The organism is Brevundimonas sp. (assembly GCF_044336875.1).
In the GTDB taxonomy this organism is placed as follows: Bacteria; Pseudomonadota; Alphaproteobacteria; order Caulobacterales; family Caulobacteraceae; genus Brevundimonas.
The window spans coordinates 85,004-107,721 of sequence record NZ_JBIIOP010000012.1 but is presented as its reverse complement, the minus strand read 5'-3'; the positions used below and the strand labels follow the sequence as shown (position 1 = coordinate 107,721).

Annotated in this window: 33 protein-coding genes, 1 pseudogene and 1 riboswitch; of the genes and pseudogenes, 1 reads left to right on the top strand and 33 read right to left on the bottom strand. The window is 65.3% G+C overall.

Annotation, left to right across the window (positions count from 1 at the left end; all coding sequences use genetic code 11):
• From ACIQ1T_RS13905 to ACIQ1T_RS13755, 31 genes and pseudogenes are all read right to left on the bottom strand, one after another.
• Positions 1 to 179, bottom strand: a pseudogene (locus ACIQ1T_RS13905) (DNA-directed RNA polymerase subunit alpha); the annotation flags it as partial.
• Between the two features lie 93 nt (positions 180 to 272).
• Complete coding sequence (gene rpsK, locus ACIQ1T_RS13900; protein ID WP_008264180.1) at positions 273 to 662, bottom strand: 30S ribosomal protein S11; 390 nt, start codon at positions 660 to 662, stop codon at positions 273 to 275.
• A gap of 9 nt (positions 663 to 671) precedes the next feature.
• Positions 672 to 1,040: a 30S ribosomal protein S13 gene (gene rpsM, locus ACIQ1T_RS13895; protein ID WP_026108555.1), complete on the bottom strand. Its 369-nt coding sequence runs from the start codon at positions 1,038 to 1,040 to the stop codon at positions 672 to 674.
• A 100-nt stretch (positions 1,041 to 1,140) separates the two neighbouring features.
• Positions 1,141 to 3,624 carry a zinc-dependent metalloprotease gene (locus ACIQ1T_RS13890; protein WP_395945139.1) on the bottom strand — a complete coding sequence of 828 codons (2,484 nt, stop codon included), beginning with the start codon at positions 3,622 to 3,624 and terminating at the stop codon, positions 1,141 to 1,143.
• Between the two features lie 62 nt (positions 3,625 to 3,686).
• On the bottom strand, positions 3,687 to 4,427 hold the full coding sequence (locus ACIQ1T_RS13885) for an energy transducer TonB (RefSeq protein ID WP_395945138.1): 741 nt from the start codon (positions 4,425 to 4,427) through the stop codon (positions 3,687 to 3,689).
• 30 nt (positions 4,428 to 4,457) lie between these two features.
• Positions 4,458 to 5,018, bottom strand: a complete 561-nt coding sequence (locus ACIQ1T_RS13880) for an adenylate kinase (RefSeq protein WP_395945137.1) — start codon at positions 5,016 to 5,018, stop codon at positions 4,458 to 4,460.
• 37 nt (positions 5,019 to 5,055) lie between these two features.
• Complete coding sequence (gene secY / locus ACIQ1T_RS13875; protein ID WP_395945136.1) at positions 5,056 to 6,435, bottom strand: preprotein translocase subunit SecY; 1,380 nt, start codon at positions 6,433 to 6,435, stop codon at positions 5,056 to 5,058.
• Between the two features lie 129 nt (positions 6,436 to 6,564).
• Positions 6,565 to 7,158: a 50S ribosomal protein L15 gene (gene rplO / locus ACIQ1T_RS13870; protein ID WP_395945135.1), complete on the bottom strand. Its 594-nt coding sequence runs from the start codon at positions 7,156 to 7,158 to the stop codon at positions 6,565 to 6,567.
• 142 nt (positions 7,159 to 7,300) lie between these two features.
• Entirely contained in the window at positions 7,301 to 7,489 is a 189-nt protein-coding gene (gene rpmD / locus ACIQ1T_RS13865; protein ID WP_184277823.1) for a 50S ribosomal protein L30, read from the bottom strand.
• 3 nt (positions 7,490 to 7,492) lie between these two features.
• Positions 7,493 to 8,101: a 30S ribosomal protein S5 gene (gene rpsE / locus ACIQ1T_RS13860; RefSeq protein WP_395945134.1), complete on the bottom strand. Its 609-nt coding sequence runs from the start codon at positions 8,099 to 8,101 to the stop codon at positions 7,493 to 7,495.
• Between the two features lie 12 nt (positions 8,102 to 8,113).
• Positions 8,114 to 8,470 carry a 50S ribosomal protein L18 gene (gene rplR, locus ACIQ1T_RS13855; RefSeq protein ID WP_395945133.1) on the bottom strand — a complete coding sequence of 119 codons (357 nt, stop codon included), beginning with the start codon at positions 8,468 to 8,470 and terminating at the stop codon, positions 8,114 to 8,116.
• Positions 8,471 to 8,473: 3 nt separating this feature from the next.
• Positions 8,474 to 9,007: a 50S ribosomal protein L6 gene (rplF, locus tag ACIQ1T_RS13850; RefSeq protein WP_395945132.1), complete on the bottom strand. Its 534-nt coding sequence runs from the start codon at positions 9,005 to 9,007 to the stop codon at positions 8,474 to 8,476.
• Between the two features lies 1 nt (position 9,008).
• Positions 9,009 to 9,407 carry a 30S ribosomal protein S8 gene (gene rpsH / locus ACIQ1T_RS13845; RefSeq protein ID WP_135195331.1) on the bottom strand — a complete coding sequence of 133 codons (399 nt, stop codon included), beginning with the start codon at positions 9,405 to 9,407 and terminating at the stop codon, positions 9,009 to 9,011.
• Between the two features lie 15 nt (positions 9,408 to 9,422).
• Entirely contained in the window at positions 9,423 to 9,728 is a 306-nt protein-coding gene (rpsN, locus tag ACIQ1T_RS13840) for a 30S ribosomal protein S14 (protein ID WP_135195330.1), read from the bottom strand.
• 19 nt (positions 9,729 to 9,747) lie between these two features.
• Positions 9,748 to 10,308: a 50S ribosomal protein L5 gene (gene rplE, locus ACIQ1T_RS13835; RefSeq protein WP_201100515.1), complete on the bottom strand. Its 561-nt coding sequence runs from the start codon at positions 10,306 to 10,308 to the stop codon at positions 9,748 to 9,750.
• Positions 10,308 to 10,616: a 50S ribosomal protein L24 gene (gene rplX, locus ACIQ1T_RS13830; protein ID WP_008263379.1), complete on the bottom strand. Its 309-nt coding sequence runs from the start codon at positions 10,614 to 10,616 to the stop codon at positions 10,308 to 10,310. Before rplX ends, rplE begins: the two co-directional genes overlap by 1 nt.
• A 1-nt stretch (position 10,617) precedes the next feature.
• Positions 10,618 to 10,986, bottom strand: a complete 369-nt coding sequence (rplN, locus tag ACIQ1T_RS13825; RefSeq protein WP_003164378.1) for a 50S ribosomal protein L14 — start codon at positions 10,984 to 10,986, stop codon at positions 10,618 to 10,620.
• Between the two features lie 18 nt (positions 10,987 to 11,004).
• On the bottom strand, positions 11,005 to 11,247 hold the full coding sequence (gene rpsQ, locus ACIQ1T_RS13820; RefSeq protein WP_008262472.1) for a 30S ribosomal protein S17: 243 nt from the start codon (positions 11,245 to 11,247) through the stop codon (positions 11,005 to 11,007).
• Between the two features lie 10 nt (positions 11,248 to 11,257).
• A complete protein-coding gene (rpmC, locus tag ACIQ1T_RS13815; protein WP_008263673.1) occupies positions 11,258 to 11,455 on the bottom strand; it encodes a 50S ribosomal protein L29 in 198 nt (65 codons plus the stop codon).
• On the bottom strand, positions 11,455 to 11,895 hold the full coding sequence (gene rplP, locus ACIQ1T_RS13810) for a 50S ribosomal protein L16 (RefSeq protein WP_267516103.1): 441 nt from the start codon (positions 11,893 to 11,895) through the stop codon (positions 11,455 to 11,457). The genes rpmC and rplP overlap by 1 nt, the downstream gene beginning before the upstream one ends.
• Positions 11,896 to 11,898: 3 nt before the next feature.
• The gene (gene rpsC, locus ACIQ1T_RS13805) at positions 11,899 to 12,654 is read right to left on the bottom strand and encodes a 30S ribosomal protein S3 (RefSeq protein ID WP_395945131.1); all 756 of its coding nucleotides are present in this window, start codon (positions 12,652 to 12,654) and stop codon (positions 11,899 to 11,901) included.
• Positions 12,654 to 13,034, bottom strand: a complete 381-nt coding sequence (rplV, locus tag ACIQ1T_RS13800; RefSeq protein ID WP_008262904.1) for a 50S ribosomal protein L22 — start codon at positions 13,032 to 13,034, stop codon at positions 12,654 to 12,656. The genes rpsC and rplV overlap by 1 nt, the downstream gene beginning before the upstream one ends.
• Before the next feature lie 3 nt (positions 13,035 to 13,037).
• Positions 13,038 to 13,316, bottom strand: coding sequence for a 30S ribosomal protein S19 (gene rpsS, locus ACIQ1T_RS13795; protein ID WP_007442184.1), 279 nt, complete (start codon positions 13,314 to 13,316; stop codon positions 13,038 to 13,040).
• A gap of 2 nt (positions 13,317 to 13,318) precedes the next feature.
• On the bottom strand, positions 13,319 to 14,155 hold the full coding sequence (gene rplB, locus ACIQ1T_RS13790) for a 50S ribosomal protein L2 (protein ID WP_008259904.1): 837 nt from the start codon (positions 14,153 to 14,155) through the stop codon (positions 13,319 to 13,321).
• Between the two features lie 4 nt (positions 14,156 to 14,159).
• Positions 14,160 to 14,462 carry a 50S ribosomal protein L23 gene (locus tag ACIQ1T_RS13785; protein WP_008260292.1) on the bottom strand — a complete coding sequence of 101 codons (303 nt, stop codon included), beginning with the start codon at positions 14,460 to 14,462 and terminating at the stop codon, positions 14,160 to 14,162.
• Positions 14,462 to 15,100: a 50S ribosomal protein L4 gene (rplD, locus tag ACIQ1T_RS13780; RefSeq protein WP_395945130.1), complete on the bottom strand. Its 639-nt coding sequence runs from the start codon at positions 15,098 to 15,100 to the stop codon at positions 14,462 to 14,464. Before rplD ends, ACIQ1T_RS13785 begins: the two co-directional genes overlap by 1 nt.
• Positions 15,100 to 15,858 (bottom strand): 50S ribosomal protein L3, encoded by a 759-nt coding sequence (gene rplC / locus ACIQ1T_RS13775; RefSeq protein WP_395945129.1) that lies wholly within the window; start codon positions 15,856 to 15,858, stop codon positions 15,100 to 15,102. The genes rplD and rplC overlap by 1 nt, the downstream gene beginning before the upstream one ends.
• 20 nt (positions 15,859 to 15,878) lie before the next feature.
• Entirely contained in the window at positions 15,879 to 16,184 is a 306-nt protein-coding gene (rpsJ, locus tag ACIQ1T_RS13770) for a 30S ribosomal protein S10 (RefSeq protein ID WP_003164367.1), read from the bottom strand.
• Positions 16,185 to 16,478: 294 nt separating this feature from the next.
• Complete coding sequence (locus ACIQ1T_RS13765) at positions 16,479 to 17,246, bottom strand: acyl-CoA thioesterase (protein ID WP_395945128.1); 768 nt, start codon at positions 17,244 to 17,246, stop codon at positions 16,479 to 16,481.
• Positions 17,247 to 17,307: 61 nt separating this feature from the next.
• Entirely contained in the window at positions 17,308 to 18,336 is a 1,029-nt protein-coding gene (locus ACIQ1T_RS13760; protein ID WP_395945127.1) for a methionine synthase, read from the bottom strand.
• 27 nt (positions 18,337 to 18,363) lie between these two features.
• A complete protein-coding gene (locus tag ACIQ1T_RS13755) occupies positions 18,364 to 19,353 on the bottom strand; it encodes a DUF1852 domain-containing protein (RefSeq protein ID WP_395945126.1) in 990 nt (329 codons plus the stop codon).
• 106 nt (positions 19,354 to 19,459) lie between these two features.
• A riboswitch (cobalamin riboswitch) is annotated at positions 19,460 to 19,665 on the bottom strand.
• A 251-nt stretch (positions 19,666 to 19,916) separates the two neighbouring features.
• On the opposite strand from ACIQ1T_RS13755, the gene ACIQ1T_RS13750 reads away from it, so the two are divergent.
• On the top strand, positions 19,917 to 20,687 hold the full coding sequence (locus ACIQ1T_RS13750) for a hypothetical protein (RefSeq protein WP_395945125.1): 771 nt from the start codon (positions 19,917 to 19,919) through the stop codon (positions 20,685 to 20,687).
• 130 nt (positions 20,688 to 20,817) lie between these two features.
• Here the strand turns inward: ACIQ1T_RS13750 and ACIQ1T_RS13745 are convergent, their stop codons facing one another.
• Together ACIQ1T_RS13745 and ACIQ1T_RS13740 are read right to left on the bottom strand one after the other, a co-directional pair.
• Entirely contained in the window at positions 20,818 to 21,711 is an 894-nt protein-coding gene (locus ACIQ1T_RS13745) for a hypothetical protein (RefSeq protein WP_395945124.1), read from the bottom strand.
• A gap of 83 nt (positions 21,712 to 21,794) precedes the next feature.
• Positions 21,795 to 22,709, bottom strand: a complete 915-nt coding sequence (locus tag ACIQ1T_RS13740) for a transcriptional regulator (RefSeq protein ID WP_395945123.1) — start codon at positions 22,707 to 22,709, stop codon at positions 21,795 to 21,797.
• Positions 22,710 to 22,718 lie beyond the last annotated feature (9 nt).

The following is a 22,718-nucleotide window of genomic DNA, read 5'->3' as shown; positions in this document are numbered from 1 at the left end:
GTGACAGCCGCGCCTTGCAGCGAGGACAGCAGAACGCGACGGAGCGCGTTGCCGAGCGTCACGCCGAAGCCACGCTCGAGGGGTTCGGCCACCAGGCGCGCCTTGCGCTGGGCGTCGGAACCGATCTCGATCTGCGGCTTCTCGGGACGGATCAGCTCTTGCCAGTTTCTTTCGATCATTTTGTCCCTCGAACGGGTTTCGTCGGTTCCGGCCTTGTCGACGAGGCCATGGTGGAACCGACGGAGATGGGGGGTGCCTTGGAACGCGGTCGCTTAGACGCGACGACGCTTGGGCGGACGGCAACCATTGTGCGGCATCGGAGTGACGTCGCGGATCGTCGTGATCGTCAGGCCGACCGACTGCAGGGCGCGCAGGGCCGACTCACGGCCGGAACCCGGACCCGAAACGTTCACTTCCAGCGTCTTCACGCCGTGTTCCTGCGCCTTCTTGCCGGCGTCTTCAGCCGCCATCTGGGCCGCATACGGGGTCGACTTGCGCGAACCCTTGAAGCCCATGTGACCGGCCGACGACCAGGAAATCGCGTTTCCTTGCGCGTCGGTGATGGTCACCATCGTGTTGTTGAAGCTGGCGTTCACGTGGGCGACGCCCGAGGTGATGTTCTTGCGCTCGCGCTTCTTTACGCGACCCGGTTCCTTAGCCATGTCTATGTCTTACTTCTTCTTGCCGGCGATCGGCTTGGCGGGGCCCTTGCGGGTGCGGGCGTTGGTGTGCGTGCGCTGGCCGCGGACCGGCAGGCCCTTACGGTGACGCAGGCCGCGGTAGCAGGCCAGGTCCATCAGACGCTTGATGTTCATCGACGTCTCGCGGCGCAGGTCGCCCTCGACGGTGTGATCCTTGTCGATCGTCTCGCGGATCGACAGGACTTCGGCGTCCGTCAGCTGGTTCACGCGACGGGCCGGCTCGATGCCGACCTTCTCGGTGATGTCCTTGGCGGCGGCAGGGCCGATGCCGTGGATGTACTGAAGCGCGATTTCAACGCGCTTGTTGGTCGGGATGTTGACGCCAGCAATACGGGCCACGAAATTCTCCAGATACGCGTTAGTCAGACGCAACAAACGCTCCGGTTAACAAACCAGGAGCGTGGCGCCCTTCGCGGGAAGGCGCCCTTATACAGATGATTCACAGGCCGTCAACGCCTGAGCGTATTGACGACGGCTGGAGCCCGCACAGCCAGCAATCCTCGTCGCCGATCGGGCTGCCCGGAGGGACGGCGACCGGGTGACGTCGATCCGTCAACACTTGATCCAATCTCTCGCGGTCGGTCAAGAGCCCGCCCAGCCAGCGGTCGTGCGCACGCTGGGCCGGATCGGCGGCGCGGGATCCACGCAGCCTCTCCCCTACCGTCATCAGTTCCGCCTCGATCAGGGCGGCGGCCGTGCCCGACAGATCCTTGCCGCGCGTCAGCCCGGCCAGGATCAGGACATAGCGGGCCTGCACGCGGCGCGCCGGCTCGGCCTGACGCCCGGTCGCCGGTTTGAACACCGCCGCCGAGGTGCGGCTCAGGACGTCGGACAGACCCAGGGCCTGGGGATCGCGCGCCGTGGCCTCGACCAGACGATTGACCCGCTCGGGTCCGAACAGACCGGACAGGGTGACCTCGGCCGCCACGTCGGCGGCGGCGCCGGCGTCGAAGCCGCGTCCCGTCTCGCCGGGAAAGACCTCGATCTGGTGCTGAATGTCCGCATCGCCCGACTGCTGTGCGGCCAGCAGATCCAGCAGCGGGACCGGAAGGACCAGTTCGGCAGGATCCAGCGTGGTCAGCAGGGCGTCCAGCGCCGCCGACTGGGTCGCGGCCGGAACCGGGGTCGCGATCTCGCGCCCGTCGCCCACGACCGGGAAGCCGTAGTCGCTCCCGCCGACCAGCTTCAGCACGGCGTCCACCTGATAGCGGTGATACAGGTATATGGGGACCAGGCGGCGGCGCAGGTCGTTGACGGGAGAACCGGCGGGCAGGTTGCCCAGGCCGAAACGATCCAGGGCGATACGGCGCACCCGCATCAGATGGGCCAGTTCCGCGACCGGATCCGAACCATTGTCCCACAGACTGCCCCAGGGCTGGCCCATCGAGGGGACGCGGGCGTCAGCGTCGGAGACGAAGCGAAGGCGCGCGGCCCCTTCCCTCGCCTTGCGGTCCAGGGCCGCCGCATCGGCCGGGGCGTAGAGCCAGTCGATGGCGAAGTCGTCCCACGCCCCCATCCCCACACCGTAGGCGTTGGAGAAGTCGAGCCTGTCGCCGTCCACCCCGATCAGGGGCACCGGATAGTCCATCACCGAGGCCCGGTCCTGGGTCGAGGCTGCGAAATTGTGCATCAGGCCGATGGCGTGACCGACCTCGTGCGCCGACAGTTGGCGGATGCGGGCCAGGGCGATGCGTTCGGGATCGTCCTGAGCGCCCGTGCCGGTACGGTCGGCGCCGACCAGGCCTTCGAAGATCAGCATGTCCTGACGGACCCGCAGCGAGCCCAGCAGGACCGAGCCCTTGACGATCTCGCCGGTGCGCGGATCGACCACGCTCTGGCCGTAGGACCAACTGCGCGTCGCCCGGTTGACCCAGTTGATGACATTGTAGCGGGCGTCCATCGGATCGACACCCTCGGGCAGGACCTCGACGCGGAAGGCGTCGATGAATCCCGCCTTGTCGAAGGCGTCGGCCCACCACATCGCCCCCTCGACCAGGGCCGAACGGATCGGCTCGGGGGCAGCGCGGTCGACATAGAAGACGATGGGCTTGACCACGGTCGAGCGGGCGGCGGTCGGATCGGTCTTCTCCAGCCGGAAACGGGCGGCCAGGCGCGAGACGATGGGCTGGTCCAGCGGAGCCGAGAAGTCGGCGACGACCTGGTTCATCGCCCCGGTGCGGGGATCGAACGGCCGCACCTGATAGGCGTCGTCCGGCAGTTTCACGAAGCTGTGGTGGACGGTGAAGGTGACGAGACGAGAGTCGGGGGCGATGCGCGACACCTCGCGCCCCGCGTCGTCCGAGGCGAAGGTCAGCCGGGCCTCCAGCTCGACGTTCTCGGGGAAGGCGCGGGCGGCCGAGGCGTCGACCAGGCTGAGGTCGGCCATGGGGCGGAAGCTGCCCTGGCCCGACGCCTTCAGGGCCGCGGCGATGCCGGTCGCGTCCCAGGTCAGGAACTTGCCGATATCGACCACGATTCCGCCGCCGGCCGTGCGGCTGTCGATCTCGCCGGACCAGACGGTCGAGCCCAGGAAGGCGTCACGGGCGGCGGCCTGTTCGTCGGTCGAGCCGTTGGGCGCACGATAGGTCGGGTTCTCGTATTCGGCGACGACGCGGTTTCCGACCTTGCGGAAGACCAGGATGTGGGTCGGGCCGATCTGGGCCCGGTCCAGGCCGGTGACGGCCGAACCAACGCCGGTGCGAAGCGTGGTGAAATGGATGACGCGGGCCAGGACGCCGTCGGCGCCGGGCGGCGGCAGTTCGATCTTGACCGTCCCCTTGTCCTGATCGACCTGCAGCGGGAACAGGCCGCCGAGGGTCTGGGCGGAGGCGGCGGTCGCCGGGCGGGCGGTCTGAGCAAAGGCGGGCGCCGCGCCGCAGGCCAGAACCAGGGCGAGCGCCGTCGCCGTCGTCAATCGTATCATCGAACATCCCCCGTGAGCCGCCCATAGAGGCGCGCGTCGGAAAGGGTGTCAACGCAACCCGGTCAGCGTCGGGGAGGAATGCCGAAGTCGAGGCCGACCGTCATCTGCCGCCCCTCGACGGGACGGCCGTTCTCGGTCGGGGGCTCGACGCGGAAATAGCTGGACACGGCCAAGCCCGCCGCGCCGAAGCCCAGGCCGGCGGGCGTCTCCTCGACCACGCGACAGGCTTCCAGTCGGCTGTCCAGCCGGATTCGGCACGACAGTTCGACCCGGCCGTAGCGACTGCGGGCCTGGCGCGGGTGGTTGGCGCGGACCTGAGCGAGGGTCGGGCCGACGACCAGGCGCGGACCGGTAGATCCGGTTCCGGGGCCGGAGCCCGCACCGACTCCGGATCCGCTGCCCGTCCCCTGCCCGCCCTGACCGAAGCCGGGCTCGAGCGAGGGCGTCGGAGCGACGCCGACGACCGGCGCGGGCTCGGGCGCCTGTTTCGGCGGAGACGGCAGTTCGACGGGGCGCGGCTGTTTCGGCGGCGGAGGCGTATGGACGCGCGACGGGGCGGCGGGCGCCCCTCCCCCGGTTTCAGGCGCCGGGGGCTGGTCGGAGCGGGGCGGCGGCGGATCGTAGAGGACGACCTCGAACGGCTGGGGTTCGGCAAGGTTCGCCGTCTCCGGCGCGCGGCCCTTCACCTGGCCCAGCAGCAGGAACAGGCCGATCTCGACGGCGGCGACCCCGCCGAAAAGCGCGAAGGCGCGCCAGCGTTTGCGGGCGCGCCTTCGGTTATTCTGAGTATCCGCTTCGTCCATCGGTCGATTAACGCCCGAGGTCCGGTTTGGTCACGCCAGGGCTTCGTCGATCGCCTTGGCCACAGACTCGATGGAGCCCATGCCGTCCGCCTCGGTCAGCTTGCCCTGGGCCTCGTAATAGGGAAGCAGCGGGGCGGTGTTGCGGTTGTAGGCGTCCAGACGAACCACGAAGGTCTCGGGGTTGTCATCGGGACGGCCCTGGTCGGCGTAGCGTTTGGTGATCCGCTCCAGCAGGGCGGCGTCATCGACCTTGAGCCGGACGACGCTGTCGATCTGCGAACCGCGCTTGGCCAGCATCGCGTCCAGGGCCTCGGCCTGGGCCACGGTGCGGGGGAAGCCATCGAAGATGGCGCCGCCAGCGGCCTCGGCCTCCGGCAGGCGATCCTCGATCAGGGCGATGACGATCTCGTCGGACACGAGGTCGCCACGCGCCATGATGGCTTGGCATTTCTCGCCGAGTTCGGAACCCGAGGCGATGGCCGCGCGCAGCATGTCGCCGGTCGAGAGCTGGACCATGCCCTTTTCTTCGACCAGCCGCTTGGCCTGTGTCCCCTTGCCCGCCGCCGGCGGTCCGAACAGGATCAAGTTCACGCGTAAGCCCTCCCCAGGCTTCTTCAACACTTAAGACTTAGCGACGCACCGGCGTGGGCGCGCCACGACCGCCGCGACCCCGCAGCTTGGCCTTCTTGATCAGACCTTCGTACTGGTGGGCCAGAAGTTGGGACTGGATCTGGGCGACAGTGTCCATCGTCACCGAGACCACGATCAAGATAGACGTTCCGCCGAAGTAGAGGCTGTTGCCCATCTGGGCGACCAGGAACTCGGGCAGCAGGCAGACGACGGTGATATAGGCGGCGCCGATCACCGTCAGGCGCGTCAGGACATAGTCCAGATACTCGGCCGTCCGCTTGCCCGGACGGATGCCCGGCAGGAAGCCGCCGTATTTCCGCAGGTTCTCGGCCGTGTCCTCCGGATTGAAGGTGATCGAGGTGTAGAAGAAGCAGAAGAAGATGATCAGGGCCGCATACAGGGCCATGAACAGCGGCTGGCCGTGCGTCAGCTGCGCCGTCACCAACGGCAGCCAGCTGGCCCAGCTGGGCAGATTGGCGTTGGCGGTCAGGCTGGCCACCGTCGTCGGCAGCATCAGCAGCGACGAGGCGAAGATCGGCGGGATGACGCCGGCGGTGTTGACCTTCAGCGGCAGGAACGAACGCTCGCCCCCGGCCATGCGGTTGCCTTCCTGACGCTTCGGATACTGGATCAGCAGACGACGCTGGGCCCGTTCCATGAAGACGATGAAGACGACGGTGGCGACGGCCAGGACGGCGAGGAACAGCAGCGAGAAGGCCGACATCTGACCCTGCTGGGCTAGGCCCAGCATCCGGGCGATGGTCGACGGCAGGACTGCGACGATACCGGCGAAGATGATCAGCGAGATGCCGTTGCCGACGCCGCGCGCCGTCACCTGCTCACCCAGCCACATCAGGAACATGGTGCCGCCCGTCAGGGTGACCACGGTCGAGACCAGGAAGAAGATGCCCGGATTGTCGACCAGACCGGGCTGGGCGTTCAGGCCGGCGGCGATGCCGAAGGACTGGGCCAGGGCCAGGAAGACCGTCAGATAACGGGTGTACTGGTTCAGCTGCTTGCGGCCGCTTTCGCCGCCTTCCTTCTTCAGCTTCTCCCAGGGCGGATACACGGTGCCCATCAGTTGCACGATGATCGACGCCGAGATGTAGGGCGCGACGTTCAGCGCGAAGATGGCCATACGCTCGACCGCGCCGCCCGAGAACATGTTGAACATGTCCAGAATGCCGCGTTGACCCGAGGGGTCCTGGAAGAACTGCAGGAAGGCCTGCGAATTGATGCCCGGGATCGGCACATAGGTACCGATGCGATAAACCAGCAGGGCGCCCAGCGTGAACAGCAGGCGCTTGTGGAGCTCGGTCGCTTTCGCGAACGAGCCCATGTTCATATTGGCGGCGAGTTGTTCTGCGGCCGAAGCCATTATGCGTCCCCACGACTGACTGAGTCGTCAGATAGGCGGAAAGCGGCCCTCATGCGAGGGCCGCTTCCGTTGTTTCGTCGTCGCAGGTGTATTCAGGCCACGGCCCAATAAGCCGCGACGACGCGTTGCTTATGCCTTGGCGGCGGTGCGCTTGGTGCGAGCCGAGATCTTGTTCTCGTCGCCACGCGGCGCCTTGGGAGCCGGAGCCTTGCCCTTGGCGGCGTTGCGCTTCTCGACGCGCGCGGCGGCCTTGGCTTCGGCGGCGATACGCTCTTGCACGACCGAGCCGCCGGCGGCTTCGATGGCCTTGATGGCGCCCGAGGTGGCCGACCAGACGACCAGGTTCAGGGCCTGCTTCAGCTCACCGGTGCCCAGCAGACGGACGCCGTCCTTGACGCGACGGATCACGCCGGCGGCGACCAGGGCGTCGCCCTTCAGTTCCGACTTGGCGTCCAGCTTGCCGGCGTCGATGGCGTCTTGCAGGCGCCACAGGTTCACTTCGGCCAGCTTCAGGGCGTTCGGGTTGTTGAAGCCGCGCTTGGGCATACGCATGTACAGCGGCATCTGGCCGCCTTCGAAGCCCAGCAGGCTGACGCCGGTACGCGACTTCTGACCCTTGACGCCGCGGCCCGAGGTCTTGCCCTTGCCCGAACCGGGGCCACGGCCGACGCGCATACGCTTCTTGTGGGCGCCTTCGTTGTCGCGGATTTCGTTCAGTTTCATGTGCCTGATCCTTTCGGGTGCTAGCGCCCGGAACACGGCTCCGGACTCGGCTGTAAAAATTTAAGGGCCGCTGATAGGCGACCCTTCGGGTATTCGCAAGACTGAAACGCCCTCCCCCGGGTTCGGGAGAGGGCGAAACGGCTTACTTTTCGACGATCTCGGTCAGGTGGGCGACCTTGGCGATCATCCCACGAACCGAAGGCGTGTCTTCCAGGGTCGACTCGCGGCCCAGACGGTTCAGACCCAGGCCCACCAGGGTGGCGCGCTGATCGTTCTTGCGGCGGATCGGCGAACCGGTCTGCTTGACGGTGACGGTCTTCTTCTCAGCCATGACTTAGGACTCCACAGCTTCGGGCGTCGAGGCGCCGTCGTTGCGGCGGCCCATCAGGTCGGCGACCTTCTTGCCACGCTTCGAGGCGACCTGGCGCGGCGACGACTGGACCTTGAGGGCCTCGAACGTCGCGCGGATCATATTGTAGGGGTTAGACGAACCGGTCGACTTGCCCACGACGTCCTGGACGCCGAGGGTTTCGAGCACGGCGCGCATCGGACCGCCCGCGATGACGCCGGTCCCGGGAGGGGCGGCGCGCATCATGATCTTGCCGGCGCCCCAACGGCCGTTGCCGTCGTGGTGCAGGGTGCGGTTCTCGCGCAGCGGAACCTTGATCATCGTCTTCTTGGCTTCTTCGGTCGCCTTGCGGATGGCTTCCGGCACTTCGCGCGCCTTGCCGTGACCGAAGCCGACGCGGCCCTTGCCGTCGCCGACGACCATCAGGGCTGCGAAGCTGAAGCGACGGCCGCCCTTCACGGTGGCGGCGACGCGGTTGATGTGAACCAGCTTTTCGACGATGTCCGAATCCGGACCATCGACAGCGGGAGCGTTGCGGTTGTCACGACGGTTGCGATCGTTGCCGCCGCCGCCGCGTTGGGGTTGTTGCGCCATCTGTCGCGTCCCTTAGAAATTCAGGCCGGCTTCACGCGCGGCTTCCGCCAGCGCCTTCACCCGTCCGTGATAGATGTACTCGCCCCGGTCGAAGACGACGTCCTTGACGCCCTTCTCGAGAGCGCGCTCGGCGATCAGCTTGCCGATCGCGGCGGCCGCGGCGGTGTCCGAACCCTTCTTGCCGTTGACGCTTTCCAGCGACGAGGCGGAAGCGACGGTCACGCCCTGGGCGTCGTCGATGATCTGGGCCGAGATGTTCTTGTCCGAACGGTAGACCGACAGACGCAGACGACCATTGGCGACAGCCTTCAGGCGGCGACGGGTGCGCTCCGAGCGGCGCTTGGCTTGTTGTCGAAGAGAAAGAGCCATGACTTACTTCTTCTTGCCTTCCTTGCGACGGACCTTCTCGCCCGCATAACGGACGCCCTTGCCCTTGTAGGGCTCCGGCGGACGCAGCTTGCGGATGACCGCGGCGATCTGACCGACAGCCTGCTTGTCCGCGCCCGAGACCTTGATCTCGGTCTGCTTGGGAACAGCGAAGCTGACGCCGGCCGGCGGAGCGATGTCGACTTCATGCGAGAAGCCGAGCTGCAGCGAAAGGGCGTCGCCCTTCATCGCGGCGCGGTAACCCACGCCGACCAGCTCCAGCGACTTCTCGAAGCCGGTGGTGACGCCGACGACCATGTTGTCGACCAGGGTGCGCGACAGACCCCACATCGCGCGACCGCGCTGGGTGTCCGAACGCAGGGTCAGCGACAGTTCGTCGCCTTCCTGGCTGACTTCGATCTCTTCGGCGACGGTCCAGGAGCGCTCGCCCTTGGGACCCTTCACAGCGACGTTCTGGCCGTCGAGCGTGACAGTCACGCCCTTCGGCACAGCGATGGTTTTCTTGCCAATACGGGACATATCAGTAGACCCTGCAGAGGACTTCGCCGCCGACGTTGGCGTCGCGGGCAGAAGCGTCGGACATGACGCCCTTCGAAGTCGAGAGGATCGAGATGCCGAGGCCGTTCTTGATCGGCTTCAGATCGCCGATCGCCGAATAGACGCGGCGGCCCGGCTTGGACACGCGCGCGATTTCGGCGATGACGGGCTGACCGTCGAAGTACTTCAGCTCGATCTCGAACTGCGGAAACTCACCCGGGTTCTGAACCAGGTTGTAGCCGCGGATGTAGCCTTCGTCCTGCAGCACGTCGAGGACGCGCTGACGCAGACGGGAAGCGGGGGTCAGCACCTTGGAACGCTTGCGGGTCGCCGCGTTCTTGATGCGAGCGATCATGTCGCTCAGGGGATCGTTGATCATCATGTCTGTTCGCTCCCCTTACCAGCTCGACTTCGTCAGGCCAGGGATCTGGCCCTGGTTGCCGAGTTCACGCAGCGCAATCCGGCTCATCTTGAGCTTGCGATAGAACGCCCGCGGACGACCCGTCACTTCGCAACGGTTGCGAATACGGCTCGGCGCGGAGTTGCGCGGCAGTTCAGCCAACTTCAGGCGGGCGTCGAAACGCTCCTCAAGCGGCAGGTTTTCATCGTTGGCGGTCGCCTTCAGGGCGGCCCGCTTCGCGGCATACTTCGCAACCAGGGCCTTGACGGCTTCGTTGCGGTTTACGGCGCTCTTCTTAGCCATTGTTCTCTTCCCTTCCCGCTCAGTTCTTCACGAACGGGAACTTGAACTCGGTGAGGAGAGCCTTGGCTTCCTCATCGGTCTTGGCCGTGGTGCAGACGACAATGTCCATGCCCCACATCTGATCGATCTGGTCGTAGTTGATCTCCGGGAACACGATGTGTTCCTTCAGACCCGTGGCGTAGTTGCCGCGACCATCGAAGGACGTGCCCTTCAGACCACGGAAATCCTTCACGCGCGGCAGCGCGATCGTGATGAACCGGTCCAGGAACTCGTACATCTGGTCGCCGCGCAGGGTGACCTTGCCGCCGATGACCATGCCTTCACGCAGCTTGAAGCCGGCGATCGAGTTGCGAGCCTTGGTGGCGACGGCCTTCTGACCGGCGATGGCGGTCAGATCCTTGAGGGCCGCATTGGCCTTCTTGGAGTCGGCGACGGCTTCTCCGATACCCATGTTCAGGACGATCTTGTCCAGCTTGGGGATCTGCATCTCGTTGGTGTAGCCGAACTTGGTCTTCAGTTCCGCACGGATGCGGGCCTGATAGTCCGACTTCAGACGGGGGGTGTATTTCTCGGTAGCCATCAGATGACGTCTCCCGTCGTCTTGGCGATGCGGACCTTGGTGTCCCCATCGATCTTGAAGCCGACGCGGGTCGCCTTGCCGTTGGCGTCGGCGATCGCGACGTTCGACAGGTGAAGCGAGGCTTCCTTGTTCTTGATGCCGCCCTGCGGGTCAGCCTGGCTCGGGCGCGTGTGGCGCTGAACCATGTTGACGCCTTCGACGAGGACGCGGTTTTCGGTAGGCAGGACCTTCAGCACGTTGCCCGTGCGGCCCTTGTCCTTGCCGGTGAGGACGACGACGCGGTCGCCCTTCTTGATCTTGGCGGCCATGTTACAGGACCTCCGGAGCCAGCGAGATGATCTTCATGTGGTTCTTGGCGCGCAGTTCGCGGGGAACCGGGCCGAAGATCCGCGTGCCGACAGGCTCGTTCTGCTTGTTGACGATGACGGCGGCCGACTTGTCAAAGCGGATGACCGAGCCGTCCTTGCGTTGGATGTCCTTGGCGGTGCGCACGACGATGGCGCGAACAACGTCGCCCTTCTTCACGCGGCCGCGAGGGATGGCTTCCTTCACGGAGGCGACGATAGTGTCGCCGATCGAGGCGTAGCGGCGCTTGGAGCCGCCCAACACCTTGATGCACATGACCCGGCGGGCGCCCGAATTATCGGCCACTTCCAGGTTAGTTTGCATCTGGATCATAAGATCAGATCCTTCTGATTACGAGGCGGAGGCGTTGGAAAGGACTTCCCAGCGCTTCAGTTTGGACTTGGGGGCGCACTCGACGATGCGAGCGATGTCGCCGACCTTGAGCGCGTTGGCTTCGTCGTGCGCGTGGTACTTCTTCGAAAGACGAACGATCTTTTTCAGAACGGGGTGAAGCAGCGTGCGCTCCACCTTCACGACGACGGTCTTCTCGCCCTTGTCGGACACGACCACGCCTTCAAGAATTCGCTTGGGCATATTCGTTTCCTTACGAGGCCGCACGCTTCTCGCGCAGAAGCGTCGAGATGCGGGCGATGTCTTTGCGCACTTCACCCACGCGGTGGGTTTTTTCCATTTGGCCGGTGGCCGCCTGGAAACGCAGGTTGAACTGTTCCTTCTTGAGCTTCAGCAGCTCGTCGGACAGCTGGTCGGTCGTCTGCGACCGCAGATCGGCGATCTTGGTCATTACGCGGCTACCTCAACATGAGCGATGCCGGCGTCGATGCGGGTCACGACCTTGGTGCGGACCGGCAGCTTGGCAGCGCCGAGACGGAGAGCTTCACGGGCGACTTCGTCCGTGACACCGTCGATTTCAAACAGGATGCGGCCCGGGTGGCAGCGTGCGGCCCAATGGTCCACGGCGCCCTTGCCCTTACCCATCCGGACTTCGGCCGGCTTGCCCGTGACGGGCAGGTCGGGGAAGACGCGGATCCAGACGCGGCCCTGGCGCTTCATCTGGCGAGTGATCGCGCGGCGAGCCGCTTCGATCTGACGCGCAGTGATGCGTTCCGGCTCCAGCGTCTTCAGGCCGTACGACCCGAAGTTCAGCGAGAAGCCGCCCTTGGCCGAGCCGTGGATGCGGCCCTTGAAGGCCTTGCGGTACTTGGTCTTCTTCGGTTGCAACATGACTTAGTTCTCACGTCCCCGGTCGCGACGCGGACCGCGGTCGCCACGGGGGCCGCCGCGTTCGCGGCCTTCGTTCGAGGACGGACCCGAGGCTTCCTGGGCCCAACGCTTGTCCTGGGCCATCGGGTCGTGCTCGAGCACTTCACCCTTAAACACCCAGACCTTCACGCCGATGATGCCGTAGGTCGTCTTGGCTTCGTAGAAGCCATAGTCGATGTCGGCGCGCAGCGTGTGAAGCGGCACGCGACCTTCGCGGTACCATTCCATACGAGCGATTTCGGCGCCGCCCAGACGACCCGAGACATTCATACGAATGCCCTTGGCGCCGAGACGCATGGCCGACTGCATCGAACGCTTCATGGCGCGACGGAAGGCCACGCGGCGTTCCAGTTGTTGCGCGATGTTTTCAGCGATCAGCTGCGCATCGGTTTCCGGCTTGCGGACTTCGATGATGTTCAGGTGAACCTCACCTTCGGTGCGCGCCGAGATGTCCTTGCGGAGCTTCTCGATGTCAGCGCCCTTCTTGCCGATCACGACGCCCGGACGGGCGGCGTAGATGGTGATGCGGCACTTCTTGTGCGGGCGCTCGATGATGATGCGCGACACGCCGGCGGCGGCCAGGCGTTCCTTGAGCCACTCGCGCAGCTTCAGGTCCTGGTGCAGCAGGCGGGAATAGTCGGCGCCGGCGGCGAACCAACGGCTGTCCCACGTACGGTTCACGCCGAGGCGCAGACCGATCGGATTGATTTTCTGACCCATCAGGCGGCCTCGCCGGCTTCACGGACCACGATGGTGATCTCGCTGAACGGTTTCAGGATGCGCGACGAGCGACCACGAGCACGGCTCGCGAAACGCTTCATCACCAGGTTCTTGCCCACGAAGGCCTCGGCGACGACTAGGTTGTCGATGTCGAGGTTGTGGTTGTTCTCGGCGTTCGAAATCGCCGAATACAGGACCTTGCGGACATCGGTCGCGATACGCTTACGGCTGAATTCCAGCTCGTTCAGCGCCTTCTGAACCGGCATGCCGCGGATCGATGCGGCGACCAGGTTCAGCTTTTGCGGGCTGATGCGCACGTTGACCAGCTTGGCGCGGGCCTCTGTCGGGGCGACCCGACGAATGTTCTTGGTCTGGGCCATCAGTTACTTCCTTTTGGCCTTCTTGTCCGCCGCGTGACCCGGGAAGTTCCGGGTCGGGGCGAACTCGCCGAACTTCATGCCGACCATCTCTTCCGAGACCGACACGGGAACGTGCTTCTGACCGTTATGGACGCCGAACGTCAGACCGACGAACTGCGGCAGGATGGTGGAGCGGCGCGACCAGGTCTTGATCACGTCCTTGCGGCCCGACGATTGAACGGCGTCGGCCTTCTTGAGCAGATACCCGTCGACAAACGGGCCTTTCCAGGAGGAGCGGGCCATTCTTAGCGAGCCTTCTTAACGTGGCGGGTACGGATGATGTACTTGTCCGTAGCCTTGTTCTTGCGGGTACGGGTGCCCTTGGTGTCCTTGCCCCACGGGGTAACCGGGGTACGACCACCAGAGGTCCGGCCTTCACCACCACCGTGCGGGTGGTCGATCGGGTTCATGGCGACGCCGCGGACGTGCGGACGGAAGCCCATGTGGCGCTTGCGACCGGCCTTGCCGAGGTTCTGGTTCATGTGGTCGGGGTTCGAAACCGCGCCCACCGTGGCGATGCAGCCGTCCAGGACCATGCGCAGCTCGCCCGAGCCGAGACGGATCTGGGCGTAGCCCTGATCGCGACCGACCAGCTGGGCGTAGGCGCCGGCCGAACGGGCCAGCTGAGCGCCCTTGCCCGGCTTCATTTCGATGTTGTGGATGATCGTACCCACCGGCATCGAACGGAGCGGCATGGCGTTGCCCGGCTTCACGTCGGTCTTTTCGCCCGCGATCACCGTGTCGCCGGCCTTAAGGCGTTGCGGCGCGATGATGTAGGTCTTCTCGCCGTCTTCGTAGGTCACGAGGGCGATGAAGGCCGTGCGGTTGGGGTCGTATTCCAGACGCTCGACCGTGCCGACCATGTCCCACTTGCGACGCTTGAAGTCGATCTTGCGGTACAGGGTCTTGGCGCCGCCGCCGCGGAAGCGGACCGCGATGCGACCGCCCTGGCCACGTCCGCCGGACTTGGTCAGACCTTCGGTCAGCGACTTTTCCGGACGGCCCTTGTGGAGTTCCGAACGGTCGACCAGCACGAGGGCGCGACGGCCCGGCGAAGTCGGATTGTAATGCTTCAAGGCCATCTGATCAGAGCCCCGTGGTGACGTCGATCGACTGGCCGTCAGCCAGCGTCACGATCGCTTTTTTGATGTCGACCCGACGACCCAGGATACCCCGGAAACGCTTGGTCTTGCCCTTTTGAACCAGGGTGTTGACCTTCAGGACGTTGACTTTGAACAGGCTTTCGACCGCCGCGGCGATCTCGTCCTTGGTCGCCGTGTCGGCAACGCGGAAGACGACCTTGTTCTGCTCGGACAGGATCGTGGCCTTCTCGGTGATCACCGGAGCCAGGATGGTGTCGTAGTGCTTGGCGGTAGGTTGAGCGGCCATTACGCGGCTTCCTTATCGCTGAAGCGGGCTTCGATCGCCTCGATGGCGGCCTTGGTCAGCACCAGCTTTTCAGCCCGCAGGATGTCATAGACGTTCAGGCCGGCGTTCGGCAGCACGTCGATGTGCGGGATGTTGCGTGCGGCCAGGCCGAAGTTCGTGTCGACTTCGGGACCCGCGATGATGAGAGCCTTGGTCCAGCCCAGCTTGCCGAGCGTCTCGCGCAGCGAGGCGGTCTTGGCTTCCTTGACCGAGACGGTGTCGACGACGATCAGGTCGCCGGACTTCACCTTCGAGGACAGGGCGTGACGCAGAGCAAGAGCGCGGATCTTCTTCGGCAGCGAGAAGCCGTGGTCGCGAACGACCGGACCGAAGGCGCGCGAACCGCCGACGAACTGCGGTGCACGGCGCGAACCGTGACGAGCGCCGCCGGTGCCCTTTTGCTTGTACATCTTCTTGCCCGTACGAGAATTCTCGTTGCGGGTTTGAACCTTGTGCGTACCGGCGCGGCGCTTGGCCAGTTGCCAGTTGACGGTGCGGGCTAGGATGTCGCCGCGGATGTCAGCGATGCCGAAGACGGCGTCCGACAGATCCACGTCGCCGGCAGCCTTGCCGTCGAGTTTGATGACAGAGAGTTTCATTACGCTTCACCGCCTTCGGTCGCTTCGACGGGAGCTTCTTCAGCCGGGGTCGAGGCGGGTTGAGCGGCCCCATTGGACTTGCCAGCCGACTTGACGGCGCCCGGGAACGGGGCGTCGGCCGGACGGGCCTTCTTGATGGCGTCACGAACCTTGACGTAGCTGCCGTCGTGACCCGGGACAGCGCCCTTGATCAGGATCAGACCACGCTCGGCGTCCACGCGGACGACGGTCAGGTTCTGCTGGGTGACGACTTCCTGGCCGTAGTGGCCGGCCATCTTCTTGCCGGGGAACGTACGACCCGGGTCCTGACGGTTACCCGTCGAACCGTGCGAACGGTGCGAGACCGAGACGCCGTGGGTGGCCCGCAGACCGCCGAAATTCCAGCGCTTCATGGCGCCGGCGAAACCCTTACCGATGGTTTCACCCTGGATGTCGACCTTCTGGCCCACCAGGAAGTGTTCGGCCGACAGCTCGGCGCCCACATCCAGCAGACCTTCCGCGTCAACGCGGAACTCGGTCACATAGGCCTTCGGTTCAACTTCGGCCTTCGCGTAGATTTCGCGTTGAGCCTTAGCCGTGTTCTTGGCCTTCTTGGTGCCAGCGCCCAGCTGGAGAGCGACGTAGCCGTCACGCTCCTGGGTACGTTGGCCGACGACTTGGCAGCCGTCGAGCTGCAGCACAGTGACCGGTACGTGCGCGCCGTCTTCGGCGAACACGCGGGTCATGCCCAGCTTCTTGGCGATCACGCCCGTGCGCATCGGATCCCGCCTCTTTCTACTTAAATCTTGATCTCGACGTCCACGCCGGCGGACAGGTCGAGCTTCATGAGCGCGTCCACGGTCTGCGGGGTGGGGTCGACGATGTCGAGCACGCGCTTGTGCGTGCGGATTTCAAACTGCTCACGCGACTTCTTATCGACGTGCGGCGAGCGGTTCACGGTGAACTTCTCGATCAGGGTCGGCAGCGGAATCGGACCGCGAACGGTCGCGCCGGTGCGCTTGGCGGTATTAACGATCTCGCGCGTCGAGAAATCGAGGACGCGGTGATCAAAGGCCTTGAGCCTGATGCGGATGCTTTGATCCATATCGGTGCTTACTTCCAATGCGGTCGGAGGACCGCGTCCCTGTGAACCATTTCAAAGACCGAAGGCCTTCGGGCACGAGGCCCTCGGGAACGCAAATCCGCAAAAACGATCGGCCCACGCAGTCGCCCGCGAAGGCCGTTGAAGTCCCAAGAAGCTGCAAAGAACAGTGACTTAGGTCGTTCTCGCGAACCGCGTCTGCACCGAAGTGCACAGCCGGTCCAACAAGAGTGGTGGCTTATGCCTACCGATTCCGATTTCGTCAAGCGCGGAAACCGGTGCGTGGACAGGATTCCATCAGGCGATTTCAAGGTGGGAAGCGCCGCCCGGAATCGGCGTCGAAGCGCCGGTTTCGTCAACCGCCACCATGGCGAATTCGGCGGCCGCAGAACGGCGCCTTTCCCCGGTCAGCAGGGTCTCGGCCCACAGTTCCACCTCTATGGTGACGGAGGTGCGGCCGACCCGTGTGACGCGGGACGCCAGCTCGACCATGTCGCCTTCTCTTATGGGAGAGGCGAAGTCGATGCGGCTGGAGGCCGCCAGAACCATGACCGCCCTGGCCCTCCGCGTGGCGCAGACGAAGGCAGCCTTGGCCATCAGCTTCAGGGCGTCGCCGCCGTAGAGCGTGCCGTAGTGATTGGTCCAGGTCGGGAAGACGATCTCGACCGCTCGCAGCCAGCCGTCGTCATCGCCCGCGCCCTCGGCCGGTACTGGCGGCAGGGTGCCCTGACCCTCCCCGCACGGCGCGACCATGTTGAAGACGCCGCGCGTGCACAGCCGACGCTCGCCGCTGACCGGCGCCTCGGCCCACAGCTCGACCTCGACGCCCATCGAGGTGCGGCCGACACGGACCACGCGACCGGTCGCCTCGACCAGCTCCCCGATCCGGGCCGGGGCGGCGAAGTCGATCCGGTCGCAACTGGCCGTCACGGTCGGCCGCCGCGCATGACGCGCGGCGGCAAGGAAGGCGACCTTGTCCAGGTGCGCCAGACCGACGCCTCCGAACAGGGTGCCGTGGTGATTGGCGTCCCCGGGGAACACCATGTCGATCAGGCGGACAGTCATGAATGAGCCCCATCGACGGCCGACCGGTGCAGCAGTCGGCCGAGAAGAGTGTTCATCAGGGTCAAACCGAGAGCTCCTTGCGGATGATCTCGGCGCCTGCGCCCAAGGCCTTCAGCTTGGCGTTGGCTACGCGGCGCGACAGAGGCGCCATGCCGCAGTTGGTTGCGGGATAGAGTTTGTCGGCGTCCACGAACTGAAGCGCCTTACGGAGCGTGTCGGCGACCTGCTCGGGCGTCTCGACGGCGTCAGTCGCCACGTCGATCGCGCCGACCATCACCTTCTTGCCCCGGATCAGTTCGATCAGGTCCATCGGAACGCGCGAGTTCTGGGCCTCAAGCGAGATGATATCGATGCTGGAGGTCTGTAGTTTGGGGAAGGCCTCTTCATACTGACGCCACTCCGTCCCCAGCGTCTTCTTCCAGTCGGTGTTGGCCTTGATGCCGTAGCCGTAGCAGATGTGGACGGCCGTTTCGCATTTCAGCCCCTCGGCCGCCTTCTCCAGGGTCGCGACGCCCCAGTCGTTCACCTCGTCGAAGAAAACGTTGAAGGCCGGCTCGTCGAACTGGATGATGTCGATCCCGGCGGCCTCCAGCTCCCGGGCCTCTTCATTCAGGATCTTGGCGAACTCCCAGGCCAGCTTTTCGCGGCTCTTGTAGTGATCGTCGTAGAGGGTATCGATCATCGTCATCGGTCCCGGCAGCGCCCATTTGATCGGCTGATCGGTCTGGGCGCGCAAGTATCTGGCGTCCTCGACGAACACCGACTTCGGTCGGCTGACCGCGCCCACGACGACCGGCACGCTGGCGTCGTAGCGATTGCGGATCCGCATGGTCTTGCGCGCCTCGAAATCCACGCCGTCGAGATGCTCGATGAAGGTGGTGACGAAATGCTGACGCGTCTGTTCGCCGTCGCTGACGATGTCGATGCCGGCCCGATTCTGATCGTCCAGCGACAGACGCAGAGCATCCCGCTTGGCCTCGATCAGTTCGTCGCCTTCCAGTTTCCAGGGCGACCAGAGGGTCTCGGGTTCAGCCAGCCAGACGGGTTTCGGCAGGCTGCCAGCGGTGGAGGTGGGGAGCAGAGTTTTCATGATGGGAGACTTTGGACTGCTGACTGATCAGGCGGCGGCGAAGTTTGCGGACCATTGGTCCAACAGGGCCCGATACGGCTTGATGAACCGCTCCTCGACGAACCTGCCCTGTTCGACGGCCAGTCGGCTGCGCTCCTCCCGGTCGTAGACGATGCGGGTGACGGAATAGTCCTGATACTCCAGGCTCGGCCGATACTGGTCCGACGCCGGGGAGTTGGCGTTGTAGATTTCGGGGCGATAGATCTTCTGGAAGGTCTCCATCGTGCTGATCGTGCTGACCAGCTCGAGGTCGGTGTAGTCGCCGGTCAGGTCGCCCATGTGGTAGAAGGCGAAGGGCGCCACGCTGTTCGGGGGCATGAAGTAGCGAACCTTCATCCCCATCTTCGCGAAATACTGATCGGTCGGAGAGAACTCGTTGTTCTCGTATTCGAAACCCAGCACAGGGTGTTCGGCGCCCGTGCGATGGTAGGTCTTGTTGCTCGACACGCTCAGACAGATGACGGGCGACTTGCTGAAATTGTCCTGATAAGCGGCCGAGTTCAGGAAGTGTTTGAACAGGTTCCCGTGCAGCTGGCCAAAGCCTTCCGGCGCGCCGGCGTCCGGATGGTTCTTCATATGCTCCGGCAGAACCACGCTGAAGTCGTAGTCGCGGACGTAGGAGGAGAAGTTGTTCCCCACGATCCCTTCGATGCGCGCGTCGGCGCTCTTGTCGACGATCGTCGTCCTGAGAATTTCGATCAGCGGGAAGGCGTCGGCGTCCGCGCCGGGGGCGACGCTCATCTCCACGGTGATGATCTCCAGTTCGAGGGCATAGCGGTCGCCGCTGGGATTGTCCCGATGGGCCAAGGAGTTGAACCGGTTGTCGATCATCCTCAGCGTATTGCGCAGGTTCTCCTCCCGGCTCTCCCCACGCGCCAGGTTGGCGAAATTGGTGGTGATCCGCGTGTTCTCAGCGGGACGATAGTCCTCGTCGAGCCGGGTGCGCTGGATGTTGAATGTGAATTCGCTGTTCAACATGGTCTCTGCCTTTGGTGCTGTGGCGAGACAGCGGACAGGGACGCGCGACCGCCCGCGCGGCTTCAGCCGTCGCGGCGTTCATGCGGCCTGACCGGACACCCCGCCGGAGGACGTTATCTGTCGGGGCAGGTCTCCTGGCTCGCGGGTCACAGCTTCCGGTCCGGCCTTCCCGGGAGCGAGCTCCCAGTGACACGAGATGGACCTTCGGCTCGCCGCTCACAGTTGCGGGGGCAGCGCCGGTTCCGCACCGGCTTCCCTCTTAGCTCCACACACCCCGAGGGACGCGTGCAGACCACGACGGTCACAGATGACCGAAAGCGCGCCCCGTCGTCAATACATATAAAGACATGCTTATATGATTATATGATTGCTGCCTGTTAATCGCTCGCCTCCGCATGCGCGCACCGCCGACACATTCCAGCCACAAGGCGTGGCGGATGCGCCACACGACAGTTTCAAGACACTTATGTAACGACGGTTTATTGCTCAGCTTCAATGCACACTGGTAGCAGCCGCCCTCCCCGGACCCCCATCCGGGTCGAGACTGCTAAGGACAAAAGAAAATGAAGACGATCCTCCTCGCATCGGCCGCCGCCGCCACCCTGTTCGCCGCCCCGGCCTTCGCCCAGGACGCCGTCGGTTCGGTCGGCGTCGCCTACAACCACGCCAAGACGGAAGCCGGCGCTGCCGACAACGACATGAATGGCGCCAAGATCGACGGCGTCGTCGCCACCCCCGCCTTCGGCGACTGGACCGTGACCTTCAACGCCGCCGGCACCTACACCGACTCGGATTTCGGTGGTGACGAGACCGGCCTGTCGGGCGCCGTCCACCTGACCAAGGCCGTCGAAGACATGCGCTTCGGTGGTTTCGTCTCGGGTGAAGAACTGCCGCTGGGTTACACCCTGACGACCTTCGGCGCCGAAGGTCAGAAGTACTTCGACCGCGCCACCCTGACCGGCGTCGCTTCGTACGGCACCGCTGCGGACGCCGACCTGTGGACCGTCGGTGGTGAAGCCGCCTTCTACGCCACCCCGGCTCTGCGCCTGGCCGCCCGCGCGTCCTACTCGGATCTGGACGTCGACGGCGCCAGCACCGACGGCTGGTCGGCCGGCGTCAACGCCGAGTACGCCTTCGCCGCCACGCCCTACAGCGTCTATGCCGGTTACGACCGTTCGGAACTGGAAGACTTCGACGTCACCGTCGACGCCTTCGAAGTCGGCGTTCGCTACAACTTCGGCGGCGGTCTGCAAGCGCGTGACCGCGCCGGCGCCAACCTGGGCCGCAACGTCAACAGCGTCCTGACCTCGCTGTTCCGCGGCAACGTCCAGTAATTAGCGACTGTCGCACCAAGACGAAGCCCCGGCGGAGCGATCCGCCGGGGCTTTTTCTTTGCCCGGACAGAAAAAGACCCCCGGGGTTCCACGACCGGGGGCCTTTCCTCTCGCGGCTGAGAGACGGGTCTTAGCGCCCGATATGCACGGTTCCCGATCCGACGATGGAGCGGGACACGGATCCTGTGGCGGCGCCCACGCGCACGTCGCCGGAGCCGGCGATGGCGACGCTGAGGTCTCGCGTGGTTCCGCCGTAACGGACGTCGCCGGACCCGCCGATGGCCACCGACAGCTTGTCCATCCGGCCGTCGCGCACCGTCACCCCGCCCGAACCGCCGATCGACACGTCGCCCAGCCCGCTGGCGCTGGCCACGACCACGCTGCCCGAGCCGCCGACGGCCGCCTTCAGATTTCCGGTCGCTCCCGCCATGACGGACCCCGACCCGCCGACGCTGGCTTCCAGCGAACGCGAAGTCCCCGCCCGGATCGAGCCGGAGCCGCCGACACCCAGTTCCATGGCGCCGTCCACATTGGCGATGTTCCAGTTTCCGCAGCCGCCGCTGTCCAGTTCCACGCGCCGCGCCCCCCGACCCACGGCGCCGAACACAGCCCCGCCGGCGCTGACATCCACGTCGCGCGGTGTGCGCAACACGATCAGGGGCGCGTCCTCCAGGCGGATCCGGCCCAGGTCGCGGACCTCGACGCTTGCGCCCTGTCCCGGCTGGCTGGCGTCGGCCCGCCCGCTGTTGCAGTTACGGACGCCGTCATTGCCGCCCCATATTCCGTTGCGACGCAGGCCGCCGTCGATCTCGACGTCGCGACCGTTGCGGCGCACCTGCACGGTCGGCAGGCGCGACCGCCCTTGGGTCACCTCGACGCCGATATCCTGGCGATCCTCGACGATGACGATCACGCGGGCCACGGCGTTGCGGATCTCGACCTCCGCCGCCGCCGAGGCGGGCGCGGCGGCGGCCAGGGCGGTCAGGGCGGCGACTGCGGCGGTGATGATCAATGCGGACTTCATGAGGGGCTCCCTTTCCCGAATATGGAGGAAGGGTGAGCGACGCCCGGCCGCGAGTCATTTTAACTCGAGGTCATGAACTCGAATTAACGGGCGGCGGTCAGCTGGCCCGCCCCGTCGGCCACGCCGACCTCAGGCTCGAAATCACGTTCGAAGTTGGCGATCTTGCTGCGCATCGCCCCGACCTTCTTCAGCGCCAGGGAGGCGGCCCAGCGCGCGGCCAGCTCGGGCGTCGCCATACCGTCGGTGAAGCGGGGACGCCCGCCCCGACTGCGGATTACGGCATTGGTGAACAGGGCGCCGTTCCTGAACCGCGACGGCCAGGTCTGGAAGTCCATCGACAGGCTGACGCAGAACCGGTCCAGGTTCTCGACCCGGTGCGGCGCGTACAACGGCCAGGTCAGCGCCCGCCCCGGCTCCAGATCCATGACCTGGGCGTCGTTCTCGAAGCCGAGGACATAGGGCAGTTCCTCGGTCGTCTGGCGCGCGACCACCTGCTCCATGTTGCGTTCGGGCAGATGCTGTTCGTCGCCCGGATAGACGAATATCCGCTTGCGGCCGCGCAGGTGGAACAGCACCACCCCCGCCGCGTCGAAATGATAGGGCACCCGCGCCTTTGGCGAGGACAGGATCAGCTGGCCCGCGTTCCGCACGGCCCGCATCCCCGGGTAGTTCGCCTGGATGGCGGCGAAATCCTTCATCGCCGCAGCCCACAGCTCGGGCCAGCCGGTCTGGACCTCGCGCATATTGACCCAGAGGCGACCCTGTTTGATCGCCTCCAGCAGATCCTCGCCCGACAGACGGCCGCGCGCGCCGGTGCGTAAGGACACCTGCCCCTCGTCGTCGTAGTCGTAGAGGTTGATGTCGAACAGTTCGGCCGGATAGCGATCCAGCACGGCGGCCAGAGCCGCGTCCTCGGCGAAGCCCTGTTCGACCAGGGTGTGGGGGTGATCCTTCGCCTCGGCGATGGGGCCGGGATAGCGGGTGCGGCGGTCGGTCATGCTCATGTC